Source organism: Dyella jejuensis, assembly GCF_044904675.1.
Lineage (GTDB): Bacteria > Pseudomonadota > Gammaproteobacteria > Xanthomonadales > Rhodanobacteraceae > Dyella_B > Dyella_B jejuensis.
In genome coordinates this window covers 447,747-461,507 of record NZ_JADIKJ010000002.1, presented here as the reverse complement: position 1 = coordinate 461,507, position 13,761 = coordinate 447,747, and the positions used below count along the sequence as shown (strand labels likewise).

Here is a 13,761-nt window from a genome sequence, read left to right as displayed (position 1 = left end):
TCAGCGCGAAGCGTTCTGCGCCGGCTTGCCCTGCTTGGCGATGTTTACTTGCTGGCCTTCGTACAATGAGTCAGGTGGGCTGAGCACGATACGATCCTGTTCGTTCAAGCCCTGGGTAACCTCCACCGTGCTGCCGAAATCGCGGCCCAGGGTTACCGGCTGCAGGTGAATGTGTTGCCGTGGATCGACCAGGGCAATGCGCAATCCTTCGCTGCGGAACAGCAGCGTATTGGCGGGCACGATGAAATTGCGCGTGGTGGTGGAAACCTTGAGCTTGACGTTGGCATATACGCCAGGCACCAGTACCTGGCTAGTATTGTCGACATCGATTTCCGTGCGCAGCGTGCGCGTGTTCGAATCGAGCGCATCTGCCGTGCGCGCCACCGCACCGGTAATCGGCTTGGCACCGTAGGTATTGAGGCCCACATCCGCGGGCATGCCGAAATGCACGCTGGCGGCATAGGTTTCCGGCACATCCACATACACGCGCAGCTTGCTGGTATCGGCGATGACGAACAAATTGCTGCCGGAGGAGCCGGCGTCGACCAGCGCACCGACATCGAGATTGCGTTGTGTGATGACGCCATCGAACGGCGCAATGATGTGCTTGAAATCTTCCAGGTTCTGCAGGTGCGCCACGTTGGCGGCATCGGCGGCGACCGTGGCGACATCGGCCTTGTACTGCGCCACGTATTGATCGCCCGTCTGGGTGGCTACCAGGCCCTGCTTCACCAATGTCTCGTAGCGATCGGCGGTGACCTTGGCAAAGTTCTCGTTTGCCTGGTCGGTGCGCATCTGCGCCTTGCCTTGCAGCAGCTGGTTGTCGACGTCGGGCGTGTCCAGTTCGGCCAATCGCTGGCCTTTCTTCACCTTTGCGCCGATGTCGACATACCACTTGGCCACATAACCGGTGGTGCGCGCGTAGATCTGCGCATCCTGCCAGGAAGCCACCGTGCCGGGCAGCGTCAGCGCCTGATCTTCCGGCGCCGCCTTGGGTGACATGACGGCGACTGTGGCGATCGCATCGCGATTGGTTTGATCGGTCAGTTCGTGCCTGGCGTGCACGCGCCGGATGATGCCGAATATCGCCAGCGCGACCAGTACGACGCCCAGGCCGATAAGGACAAGTCGCGCGCCGCGCGAGGGTTTGTGAGATGGCTGCGGAGTGTTGGCACTGGACATGTTCGATATCTCACGCTGCAGCCGCATCGCGGCGTGCCTTGCGGCGCCGGTGCAGCAGACTGAAGAAAGTCGGTACGAAGAAGAGGGTTGCCGCAGTTGCCAGCAGCAAGCCACCGATCACTGCGCGGCCGAGTGGCGCGTTCTGCTCGCCACCTTCGCCAAGTCCCAGCGCCATCGGCACCATGCCGATGATCATCGCCAGGGCCGTCATCAAGACGGGACGAAAACGTTGGAATCCTGCCTCGATCGCAGCTTTGACCGGATCGTCATGGTGCTCCAGCCGCTCGCGCGCAAAGCTGATCACCAGGATGGAGTTGGCGGTCGCCACGCCCATGCACATGATCGCGCCCATCAGTGCAGGCACCGACAAGGGCGTCCCGGTAAGGAACAACATCCATACCAGCCCGGCCAGGGCCGCAGGCAGCGCGGCGATGACGATCAGCGGATCCAGCCAGCTCTGGAAGTTCACCACGATCAGCAGGTAGACCAGCACGATCGCGAAGGCGAGTCCACCGATCAGGCCCTTGTAGGAAGCTTGCATGGTCTGCACCTGGCCACGCACGTCGATATTGACGTCACGTGGCAGATGCTTCGAATGCGCGTCCACGATGCGCTGTACGTCGCGGGCCACACTGCCCAGGTCGGTTTGGTCCACCGACGCATACAGATCCATGGTGGGGCGCGTGCTGTAGTGCGTTACCACGGCGGGGCCATCGTTGCGCGCGAAGCTTGCCAGGTTCTGCAATGTCTGGCTCACCGAACCGCCGGACGAACTGCTGCCGGCCGGCGTGCTGGCGGTACTGGTAATAGGAAGATTCTTCAATTCCTGCAGCGTGTCGATGCGGTACTGCGGCGCCTGCGTGGCGACGGTATAGCTGATGCCGGTTTTCGGATCCACCCAGTAGGTGGGATTGACCTGCGACGAGCCGGCCAGCGCGGTGAGCAGGTTGCTCGCCACGTCTTCGGTAGTCAGTCCCACCAGGCTTGCGCGCGTGCGATCGATATTGACGTTGATCTGCGGCAGGTTGAGCGCCTGTTGGATGCGCAGATCGACAAGCCCGGGCACATGCAGCAGATCGCCGTAAAGTTCCTTGGCAATCTTCGCCGAAGCATTGGGATCGTGGCTGGAGACCTGCACATCGATCGGTGCCGGCGCGCCGAAATTGAGGATCTGCCCGACGATATCCGCGGGCAGGAACGAGAACACCACGCCAGGATATTTCTGTTTCAGCTGCGCGCGCAGGCTGCGGACATAATTGATGGTCGGATGGTGGTCTTCATTCAGCGTGACAAAAATGTCGCCGTCCGACGTGCCGATCACGCCGGTGTTGCTGTACGAGAGATTGATGCCGCTATAGGGCAGGCCCAGCGTATCGACGATGCTGGTCAGCTCCTTCTGCGGAATGGTTTGCCGGATCACGCCCTCGATGCCATCTGCCAGGCGTGCGGTTTCCTCGATGCGCAAACCGGTCGGCGCGCGGAAATGCAGCTTGATCTGGCCGCCGTCCACGTCGGGGAAAAAGTCGCGCCCAAGCCAGGGCACCAGCAACCCCACCGACAGCGCGCAAGCGGCGAAAAACAGGATCGCAAACAGGCCGCGATGACGCTCGGTGGTCTCCAGCGCGCCGCGGTAACCCTCGCGGATACGCTCAAAGCGATGCTCGAATCCCTGCTGGAAATGGCCCAGCATGCCGCTCGGCTTGGCATCGTGATCGTGCTTTTTCAGCCAGTACAGCGACAGCGTGGGAACCAGCGTTCGCGACAGCACATAGGACGCCATCATCGCAAACACGACCGCTTCGGCCAGCGGCGCGAACAGATACTTGGCGACGCCGCCGAGAAAGAAGATCGGCACGAATACGATACAGATCGACAATGTCGACACGAAGGCGGGCACGGCGATCTGGTGCGCACCTTCCATGATCGCGTCATAGACCTCCTTGCCTTCCTCCAGGTGCGAATTGATGTTCTCGATCGTCACCGTGGCGTCGTCGACCAGAATACCTACGGCCAGCGCCAGGCCGCCCAGTGTCATGATGTTGATCGTTTCGCCCAGCGCCGACAGCGCAATGATCGAAGCGAGAATGGAGAGCGGAATGGAGATCGCGATGATCAGCGTCGAACGCCAGGAGCCCAGGAACAGCAGGATCATCAGGCCGGTGAGGCCGGCGGCGATCACGCCTTCGCGAATCACGCCGGAAATGGCCGCGCGCACGAACAGCGATTGATCGGAGAGCGAATAGATCTGCAGGTTCTTCGGAATCGCGGCGCGGATCGCCGGCAGCATGCCTTGCAGGCTGTCCACGATATCCAGTGTGGAGGCGTCGCCGATCTTCAGGATCGACATCAACACCGCCCGCTGGCCGTTCACGCGAACGATGTTGGTCTGCGGCGGGGAACCATCGTGCACGTGCGCCACGTCGCGGATGTAGGTGGTAATGCCGTTGACGGTGCGGATGGGCGCGTTGTTCAACTCCTCGATCTGCTGCGGGCTGCCATTCAACGTTACGCTGTATTCGGTGTCGCCGATTTTCTCGGTGCCGGCGGGCAGGATCAGGTTCTGATTGCCGATCGCGGTAACCACGCTGCTGGGCGACAGGCCATGCGCCAGCAGTGCCTGCGGGTTAATATCGACTTGCACCTGGCGCTGCTTGCCGCCATAGGGATAGGGCGTCGCCGCGCCGCGCACGGAGGTCACGAACGTGCGCACGATCTGATTGGCGTCATCGAAAATGGTGGTTTCCGATAATTCTCTCGACGACAGCGCGAACTGCAGCACCGGCACGGTCGAGGCGTTGTAAACGAGTATCAACGGCGGCGTCGCACCTTGCGGCATTTGCTTGAGCACCGTCTGCGCGATGGCCGTCACCTGCGCGACGGCCATGTCGATCTTTACGTTAGGCTGGAAAAACACCTTCACCAGGCCGACGCCGTTAAGCGACTGCGTTTCGGTGTGCTCGACGTCATTGACCGTGGTGGTGAGCGAGCGCTCGAAGCCGGTCACGATGCGGTTGTTCATGTCCTGGGCGGGCAGCCCGGTGTACTGCCACACCACGGACACGACCGGGATGTCGATGTTCGGGAAAATGTCGACCGGTGTACGAAGAATCGCCAGGGGGCCGAGGATAAGGAGCAGCAACGCCAGAACGATGAAGGTGAGCGGTCGCTCAAGCGCGATTTTGACAATCCACATACCGATGATTTTTCCGGCAGCCGGTCAGGCGGGCAGCACGACACAGGCTGGCATAGAGGTAGTCGGGAAGATAGTAGCCTAGACAATTTTCGTGCCGGCAACCATATGCCAGAGGCAATGCGTTTTTCCGCATGTAATTGCGTTTTTGTATTGACCGATCGCAAGCTGTCTCGACGGAGCTCTTCTCGATGGGTCTCTTGCTGAAATAGTCTGCGAGCTTGCCTGTGTTTTTTTTATTCGCGCAGGTATGCGGCCAGCGCCATCCATGGTGCGAGTTGCCAATGTCCGCGTGCTTGTCCGGATGGCGATGGCAATACGAACAGCCGCGTCTCGCCGCATAGCTGTTCTTGCAGGCCATAGCCGATGCCTGCACCCAAGACGACACGTGCCGCGTGCTTGCTGGTGAACGCCAGCACGCGGGGCGTGTATGTCTGGAGCTTGGCAAGGAGCGCGGGTACGTCGAAGGCGTCTTGCGGCAGCTCGTTATCGTTGCCGGCATGGCGCTTGGCCAGGTCGGTGAGGCCAATGCCGAAGCCAGGCAGCAATGGATATTCCGGTGGGGCGAGCAATCGTGGAGTGAGTCCCGCCTGGAAGAGCGCGCGCCAGAACATATTGCCGGGATGGGCGTAGTAGGCGCCCTCCGCGGCCGAGCGCTTGCCCGCGGCCGTGCCACAAAACACCAGCCGCAGGCCTGCACGAAGTACGTCGGGCAGGACGGGCGCGGGGCTTCCCGGTATGGCTTGGGTCGGGAGTTTGGCAGAACACATACCACTATTTTACCGAACGCAGCAGTACAGCACGGAGTCCGTGCGCTCGCGCATCGACAGGTCTCACATGCAGCCGCTATAAAGAACGGCATTGGGATGCCCTGGCCTGTAGTCGAGCATCCCCCAAACTTCGGGGAAATCGGTGAGCGAAGAAATCCTGATCAATGTGACCCCGCGCGAGACCCGGGTCGGCGTGGTGGAAAACGGCATGCTGCAAGAACTGCATGTCGAGCGGGCATCCCGGCGAGGTTATGTCGGCAATGTCTACAAGGGGCGTGTCCAGCGGGTGATGCCGGGCATGCAGGCGGTGTTCGTGGATGTCGGCCTGGAACGCGCCGCGTTCCTGCATGCTTCGGATATCGTGCGCCCGCCGCTGCCCGAGGGCGCCGAGGTGCATGCGCCTGGCAACGGCAACGGCAACGGCAACGGGCAGATACCGTCGATCAGCGAACTGGTGCATGAGGGCCAGGAAATCGTGGTGCAGGTAGTGAAGGATCCGATCGGTACCAAGGGCGCCCGGCTTTCCACCCATCTTTCGATACCTTCCCGTTACCTGGTGCTGCTGCCGCACGCACGCACGCTGGGTATCTCCACGCGGATCGAGGACGACAACGAACGGCAGCGCCTGAAGGACGTGCTCACGCCACTGATCGGCGAGGACATGCCCGGTAACCCCAGGCTCGGCTATATCGTGCGCACCAATGCCGAAGGGCAGTCGGCCGATTCACTCGCCTTCGACGTTACCTATCTGGGCAAGGTCTGGCGCGTAGTGCAGGAAAATATTGCGAAGGCGAAAGTCGGCGAGCGCGTCTACGAAGAACTTTCGCTGCCGTTGCGCGCGCTCCGCGACCTGCTCAACGACGATATCGAGAAGGTGCGCGTCGATTCGCGCGAAACCTTCGAGAAGGTCGTCAAGTTCGTGCACAAATTCATGCCGAGCCTGGATGATCGCGTGGAGCATTACGCCGGCGAGCGCCCGATCTTCGATCTGTATGGCGTGGAGGACGAAATCCAGCGTGCGCTGCGCAAGGAAGTCCCGCTGAAATCCGGCGGCTACCTGATCGTCGACCAGACCGAGGCGATGACCACCATCGACGTCAATACCGGCGGCTATCTCGGTACACGCAACCTGGAGGAAACCGTTTACCGCACCAACCTGGAGGCCGCGCAGGCGGCGGCGCGCCAACTGCGGCTGCGCAACCTCGGCGGCATCATCATCATCGACTTCATCGACATGACCGATGAAGAGCACAAGCGGCAAGTCATCCGCATGCTCGAAAAAGGATTGGCCCGCGATCATGCCAAGACCACGGTTTATCCGATGTCCCAGCTCGGCCTGGTGGAAATGACGCGCAAGCGCACCACCGAGAGCCTCGAACGCCAGCTATGCGAACCGTGCCCGGCGTGCATGGGACGCGGCACGGTGAAAACCGCCGAGACGGTGACCTACGAGATTTTCCGTGAGATCACCCGTGCCGTGCGTCAATTCAATGCGCAGAAGCTGCTGGTGATGGCCAGTTCGAAGGTTGTCGGCCGCATCCTCGAAGAGGAGTCCAGCGCCGTCGCCGAATTGGAGGAGTTCATCTCCAAAAGCATACGCTTCCAGGCCGAGGAACATTATTCGCAGGAACAGTTCGATGTTGTCTTGCTTTAAGGAAACGCTGATCGAGTATCGCGTCAAGTCCGCCGCAGGTCGCTGGTGAGCGCGTGGTGGTCAACCTGGGTGCACCGCATCGCGCGCGCGCTGGGCTGGACAGCGGGTGTGCTGGTCATCGCGCTCGCCATCGTCGCGGCGCTCGCGCAAGTGCTACTGCCGTTGCTGGCGAAACATCCCCAATGGGTTGCCAGAGAACTCAGCAACACATTGCAGCGCCAGGTCAGCTTCGCTTCGCTGCAGGGTCGCTGGGAGGCTTCCGGTCCCCGCTTCATCATGCGCGGCGTTACCGTTGCGCCGCCTGCCGGCGGAAGCCCGCTGCACGTTCCGGAGCTGGATCTGAAACTGGATTTCGGCGGCTGGCTGTTTCCCTCCCGGCACCTGCTGAACCTGCAGGCACGCAACCTGGAGCTGGACCTCAGCCGCGACGCCGATGGCAGCTGGCATATCAACGGCATCGGCGTGGCCGGTGGTACCGAACGCCAGAATGTTTCGTTCGGCCGTCTATCCGTCGAGCTGTGGCTGGACGACTTGCGCGTGGATATCAATGACCAGCGCCTGGGCGAGCACTACACCTTGCTCGCTGACCCATTGCGGCTGACACACCAAGGCAACCATATACGCCTCGGTGCACGCCTGCATCGGCTCGGAGCGACCGGCGAGCTGCAAGCAGCAGGCCGCTTCCGTGACGACGGCGCCAGCGGACAATTCTGGTTCGCGACGCAGCACGCGGACCTGCACGGCATGCTTGCCGGCACGGACCTGGGTGGTTACACGGTGGATAGCGGAACCGGTAACCTGGCCGCGTGGATGGATTGGCGGCACGGCAAGATCGTGCGAGATCTGTTCCAGTTCGATGTGCACGATTTATCGATCACCAGTCCCTCGGGCATCAGGGCGGGTACGTCAGCGTGGAGCGGCGTTGCGGAACTCAGCCGCCTCGATAACGGCTATGCGGTACGCTGGGTGGGCCAGGATGGCGGCGTGCTACGTGCGAAACTGGACCAATTCGGCACGCCCCAGGCAACGCTCGATATGGTGGCCGATCATCTGCAGCTGGCGCCGTTGCTGCCGTGGCTTGGTTTGAAACCGGGCCTTTCGCCAGGTCTCGCACAATGGCTGGGCACCGGACAGCCGCACGGGCAAGTGCAACATGCGGCCATCCGCTGGGGCGCGACGTCGGGATTGCAGTCGCTGGATGCTGCATTCGACGATCTCGGTATCGCCTCCGTAGGCAAGCTGCCAGGCGTGGACCACCTGCACGGCGAAGTGCGCGGCGATGCCGAGGCCTTTTCCCTGGAGTTGCCTGCGCAGGCTTCCGCGATCGACTTTCCGCACACCTTCCGCAACCCATTCGTGTTGAGCCAGTTGGGCGGCCAGCTCGCGTTCTGGCAGGACGACGATGCCTTGCATGTCGGCATCGCCGACCTGGATTTCGAGGGCGATGGCTACGGCGGCAATGCGCAGGGCGAGATCGCGTTTCCGCATACCGAAGGCCGGCCGTTCCTGGATCTCTACGTCGCCCTGACGCATGCGGATATCACCGCCGCCAAGCTGTTCTGGCCGAAAGACTCGATGCCGCCTTCGGCCATCGCCTGGCTGGATCAGGCGCTGGTTTCGGGCAAGATCGACGATGCTTCGGTGCTGGTGCGCGGCAGTCTCGCCGACTGGCCGTTCCATCACAACGAGGGACGCTTCGAAGCGCGCGCGGCTATCAGCGACCTCACCCTCGACTACGCCAAGAGCTGGCCGGCGGCCGAGCACGTGCAGGCCGTCGCCAACTTCATCGACATGGGCATGCTGGTGGAGGCCAGCAGCGGCGATTCGCTGGGGGTGAAGGTAAACAAGGCCGTGGCCGTCATTCCGGAACTCGCGCATACCATGCTCGACCTCAATGTCGAGGGTGGCGGCAACGCGGCCGACTTGCTCAACTTTGTCGGCAACAGTCCGATCGCGCGCGAACATGCGGATGTGCTTTCCAGGCTCCAGCTCGGCGGCAGCGGCAGTTTCGACTTCCATCTGTCATTGCCGATGAACGCCATGCATGATTTCCTGCTCGACGGCACTGCGCAGTTGAAGGATGTCGACCTCAGCGCTCCGGACTGGAACCTGCAACTGGACAAGCTCGGCGGCCCGGCCACCTTCGACGCGCACGGGTTTCACGCTGGCCCGTTGACGGGTGGATTTCGTGGCGAGCCTTCGCAGCTCGACCTTGCGATCGGCGCTGCCACCGGCGATCCGGGCACAGTGATGTCGGCATCGCTCGGTGGCAATTACACCGTGCCCGAGTTGCTGCGGGGTTATCCGCAACTGGCATGGCTGGGTGATGTCGCTAGCGGCCGCGGCCCCTTCACTATCGGCTACCGGATCGCACATGCCAGCAACGGTGGTCCGGATGTCCAATCACTCAGCATCGATTCGCCGCTGTCCGGCGTGGCGCTCGATTTCCCAGTGCCTTTGAACAAAGCCGCCGACAGCACGATGCCGTTGCATGTCACGCTGGGCGTGCCGACCGCCGGCAGCACCCTGCAAGTGGCGTTGGGCTCGGTCATGCGTGGGCAGCTGCGGTTGCCGGCAGGCGATCAATCTCCGCTGGCGGCGACGTTCGCGTTCGGTGACCAGATGCCCGACAGCCTTCCGGACAAAGGCATGCGCATCCGCGGCGATGCGCCGGAACTGGATGTGACCGGCTGGGTGAAGCAGTCGATTGGCGGCAGTGCCGGCGGCAACGGACTGAGCCTGGAGACCATCGACGTTAGCACCGAGCATGCGGAAATGTTTGGCCGTGACTTCGCGCAGATGCATATCGCCGCTGCGCCAAAGGCCGATACGCTCGAGCTCGACGTGGACAGCGCCCTCGCGGCCGGCCACTTCAGTGTGCCGACCACAGGGCTGGCCAAACGCGGCATCACCGCGCGACTGCAACGCATGTACTGGCCTAAACAGCCCACCGTCCCGGCCACGCAGCCGGGCGCGACGCCGGTGCCGGCGCCTGTGGTCGATCCCGCCAACACCGGCATGGACCCTTCCAGCATGCCGCCCCTGCATATCTGGGTGCACGACCTGCGCCTGAACGAGGCCAGGCTGGGCGTGGCGCGGCTCGAAACCTGGCCGACTGCGCATGGCATGCATATCGATGAACTGTCGACGCAATCGAAGAGCGTGCAGATCAATGGGAGTGGCGACTGGAACGGGACGCCCGCCGACAGCAGCACACACCTGCGCGTGGACTTCGGCGCGAACAACCTTGGCGAGATGCTTACCGCATTCGGCTATCAGGGCATTTTCGAGGGCGGCAAGACGCACGCACAGCTCGATGCCACCTGGCCCGGCGGTCCGTGGGCATTCGAGTTGGGCAATATGGACGGCACGCTGGGTGTAGATGTCAGCAACGGCAGTATCCCGAAAGCATCGCCGGGCGTCGGGCGTCTTTTTGGATTGGCCTCGATCGCGGAATTGCCGCGGCGGCTTTCGTTCAACTTCAACGACGTTTTCGGCAAGGGCTTCGCCTTCGATTCGATCAAGGGCGACTTCAAGCTGAGCGATGGCAATGCCTTCACCAACGATTTGAAAATCCACGGGCCCGCCGCGGAAATCAGCATCACCGGCCGCACCGGGTTGCGCAAGAAAGATTACGACCAGCAGATGATCATGATTCCACACATCGGTAACGGCTTGCCGGTGGTGGGTGCGGTGGTGGGCGGTCCGATCGGCGCGGCGGCGGGCCTGGCCGTGCAGACCGTGCTGGGTCGGGGGCTGAACCACGTCGCCATCCAGCGCTACCGCATCACTGGCAGCTGGGATAAGCCCGTGTTCACCTCGGTCGGCGCATCGGCCCAGGCATCGCCGGCCGGCACATCATCGACGGGCCAGCCGGCACCCGCCGTATCTGCGCCAGCGCCGGCTTCCTCTGCGGAGCACTAAGCCGGATCCATTGGGTTAACTGATGCGGATACGTGATGAAATCCCTCCGGCACGCAACATCGACCACGTCCGCATGGGTTTTAAACTGGCTGACCAGACCCCAAATGGGTCTCCATCGATCCATTCCAGCTGGTTATCCTCATGAATTCAGTCATCGCCCAGGCCGAGAGCCGCCTGCTCACCCCCGGCGGGCTCGCCACCGGCGACCTCGATCGCATATTTACCCAGCTGATGGGGCCGTCCATCGACGCGGCCGATCTCTACTTCCAGCATTCGCGTAGCGAGTCCTGGGTGCTGGAAGAGGGCATCGTCAAGGACGGTAGCCATTCCATCGAGCAGGGCGTGGGAGTACGTGCGATCAGCGGCGAGAAGACCGGTTTTGCCTATTCCGATGAGATCGTGCTGCCGCAGCTGCTGGAAGCTTCCAAGGCCGCCCGCGCCATTGCGCAGGGCGGCAACGGCGCCGGCAAGCCGCTGGCGCTGCATGGAGTCGAACCGCTGTACCCGGCGATCGATCCGGTGGACAGCCTGCCCAACCCCGACAAGATCGCTGTGTTGCGCGAAGTGGATGCCTATGCGCGCGCGCGCGATCCGCGCGTCAAGCAGGTCATCGTCAGCTTGAACGCCACGCTCGATACCGTGCTGGTGGCTGGCTCCGACGGTACGCTGGCCGCGGATGTGCGCCCGCTGGTGCGCTTGAGCGTGCAAGTGATCGCCGAACAGAACGGCCGCCGCGAGCAGGGCTATGCGGGCGGCGGCGGCCGTTACGGATATCGCCAATTGCTGGAGAACGGCCGCGCGCTGGCATTTGCCGATGAGGCCGTGCGCCAGGCGCTGGTCAACCTCGATGCGGTCGATGCGCCAGCAGGCACGATGACGGTGGTACTTGGACCAGGCTGGCCCGGCGTGCTGCTGCATGAAGCGATCGGCCACGGCCTGGAAGGCGATTTCAACCGCAAGGGCAGTTCCGCGTTCGCCGGTCGCATGGGCCAGCGCGTTGCCGCGCCGGGTGTCACCGTGGTCGACGACGGCACCTTGGCGGGACGCCGCGGCTCGCTCAGCGTGGACGACGAAGGCACGCCCACCGAATGCACCACCCTGATCGAGGACGGCATCCTCAAAGGTTACATGCAGGACAAGCTCAACGCTCGCCTGATGGGCATGGCGCCTACCGGCAATGGCCGCCGCGAATCGTTTGCGCAATTGCCCATGCCACGCATGACCAACACCTACATGCTGGCCGGCCAGAACGATCCGCAGGAAATCATCCGCTCGGTGAAGAAGGGCCTGTATGCCGTGAATTTCGGCGGCGGCCAGGTCGATATCACCAATGGCAAATTCGTGTTCTCGGCCAGCGAGGCTTACCTGATCGAGGATGGCAGGATCACCGCGCCGGTAAAGGGCGCCACGCTGGTCGGCAGCGGCCCGGACGTGCTGACGCGGGTATCGATGATCGGCAACGATCTCGCCCTCGACGAGGGTATCGGCGTCTGCGGCAAGGACGGACAGAGCGTGCCGGTGGGCGTCGGCCAGCCGACCCTGCGGGTGGACAGCATGACGGTAGGCGGTACCGCGTCGTGATGCGTGGCGCGAACGCATCGAGTCATCTGGCGGCGTGACTCCGCCGGGCCCGCCCGCCATGCATTGGCGGCATGCGTTGGTCATTGGCGGGACGGGCATGCTCGCCGAGGCTTCCCTCGCCATCGCCGCGCAAGCGGATGCCTCGACCTAGGGATGCTCTGATCAATGCTACGCAGGTGTCACCGTGGCTGTCTGTTCGCAGGCCACAGGGCCGTCGGCGAAGGCAGACTGGCTGTCTGTCGAGACGGCGGGCCGAAGGCATGCGGACAGACAGCCACGGCCCCAACGTATTGAATTTAAAATGATGGGGTGATGTCCAGAAGGCTTGCAGGCTGCGCCGCGCGGCTTGGCAAGACAGCCAGTCTTCCCGGCGCCGCGCAACACACCCTGCAAGCCTTCTGGACATCATGCCACCTGCGTAGCATTGATCAGAGCATCCCCAGATGGCTCGCACGAGCGCTTCCTTGCAATCGTTGCAGGAGCGTCTTGCATCTTCCACGCAGGTGGCTGCCCTGGCTGTTGATTACCGGGCCGGGCATGCATTCAGCCAGGCCCTTCAAGCGCGAATCGATGAAGCCGGCGTGCCGGATCTGGTGCTTGCATGGATTCACGACGCATCCATCGCGCTGCGCCTGGCTGCGCAGTTGGCGGCTTACGGCCAGCCGTTGGATTTTTTCCATGTACTCGGCAGCGCGTCGGCCAGCCCGAATGCTTCGTTAGCGCAGCAGCGGATGGCTTACGACGCGATGCCGGCCCTGTCCTATCACCAGCTCGTGCTTGGCTTCGTATGTGAGGGACCGGATTCGCGCTGGCTCGATCACGACGAGATCGTCCAGGGCGTTCGCCATGCCATTCAAGCAGGCGATGCATGCCAGGTCATCGGCGTGGTCGAACCGTGGGCGCGACGCCCTTAAGGCATGGATGAGGTGTCCTCGTCCGGGTTGGTGGAAACCTGTTTCAAGAGCTGGAAAATCTCGCGATAGGCGCGGGGGGCCTTGTTCGCATCGCGCTCTGCGCGCGCCTGCCGTACCAGTGAACGCAAATGCTGGCGATCGATGGACGGGTACTGCTCGATCAATGCCTGCACGGCGTCGTCGTGATCAAGCAATCGCTCGCGCCATGCTTCGAGCCGGTGCATGGCCGCGGTTTCCTTGCGTTGCTGGTCGCGGTTCTCGCCGAGCAGCGTGCGCGCCGCCTCGAAGGCATCGTCATCGTGGCGGCGCATGACCTTGGCCAGGAACCCAAGCTGCCGCTTGCGCGCGATGTGCGAAGTGATGCGGCGCAGTTGTTCGATCTCGCGCAGCACATCTTCAGGCAGGCCAGCGCGTGCGAGCTTGCTTGGCGGCAACTCGCACAATTGCGTGGCGAACGCCAGCACGGCCAGCGCATCGCGGCGTTGCTGCGTGCGGGTGGGGCCGTAGTCGTGATCGGGTTCGTCGGTGTACGTGCGGTTCACGATA

General features: G+C 62.8%; 8 protein-coding genes. 4 read left to right on the top strand and 4 right to left on the bottom strand.

Annotated features, from left to right (window positions below; translation table 11 throughout):
* The 3 genes from ISP15_RS03775 to ISP15_RS03765 all read right to left on the bottom strand — a co-directional run bounded on the left by ISP15_RS03775 (position 1) and on the right by ISP15_RS03765 (position 5,142).
* A complete protein-coding gene (locus ISP15_RS03775) occupies positions 1-1,182 on the bottom strand; it encodes an efflux RND transporter periplasmic adaptor subunit (RefSeq protein WP_404545245.1) in 1,182 nt (393 codons plus the stop codon).
* 10 nt (positions 1,183-1,192) lie between these two features.
* Positions 1,193-4,375: an efflux RND transporter permease subunit gene (locus ISP15_RS03770; RefSeq protein WP_404545243.1), complete on the bottom strand. Its 3,183-nt coding sequence runs from the start codon at positions 4,373-4,375 to the stop codon at positions 1,193-1,195.
* A 233-nt stretch (positions 4,376-4,608) separates the two neighbouring features.
* Positions 4,609-5,142 (bottom strand): mismatch-specific DNA-glycosylase, encoded by a 534-nt coding sequence (locus ISP15_RS03765; RefSeq protein ID WP_404545241.1) that lies wholly within the window; start codon positions 5,140-5,142, stop codon positions 4,609-4,611.
* A 142-nt stretch (positions 5,143-5,284) separates the two neighbouring features.
* On the opposite strand from ISP15_RS03765, the gene rng reads away from it, so the two are divergent.
* From rng to ISP15_RS03745, 4 genes are all read left to right on the top strand, one after another.
* The gene (gene rng, locus ISP15_RS03760) at positions 5,285-6,796 is read left to right on the top strand and encodes a ribonuclease G (RefSeq protein ID WP_404545240.1); all 1,512 of its coding nucleotides are present in this window, start codon (positions 5,285-5,287) and stop codon (positions 6,794-6,796) included.
* 45 nt (positions 6,797-6,841) lie between these two features.
* Positions 6,842-10,720: a YhdP family protein gene (locus ISP15_RS03755; RefSeq protein ID WP_404545238.1), complete on the top strand. Its 3,879-nt coding sequence runs from the start codon at positions 6,842-6,844 to the stop codon at positions 10,718-10,720.
* 141 nt (positions 10,721-10,861) lie between these two features.
* Positions 10,862-12,301 carry a metalloprotease TldD gene (gene tldD, locus ISP15_RS03750; RefSeq protein ID WP_404545236.1) on the top strand — a complete coding sequence of 480 codons (1,440 nt, stop codon included), beginning with the start codon at positions 10,862-10,864 and terminating at the stop codon, positions 12,299-12,301.
* Between the two features lie 443 nt (positions 12,302-12,744).
* Positions 12,745-13,215: a Rossmann-fold NAD(P)-binding domain-containing protein gene (locus ISP15_RS03745; protein ID WP_404545234.1), complete on the top strand. Its 471-nt coding sequence runs from the start codon at positions 12,745-12,747 to the stop codon at positions 13,213-13,215.
* Here ISP15_RS03745 and yjgA read toward each other — a convergent pair.
* On the bottom strand, positions 13,212-13,757 hold the full coding sequence (gene yjgA / locus ISP15_RS03740; RefSeq protein ID WP_404545232.1) for a ribosome biogenesis factor YjgA: 546 nt from the start codon (positions 13,755-13,757) through the stop codon (positions 13,212-13,214). The genes ISP15_RS03745 and yjgA overlap by 4 nt on opposite strands.
* Positions 13,758-13,761 lie beyond the last annotated feature (4 nt).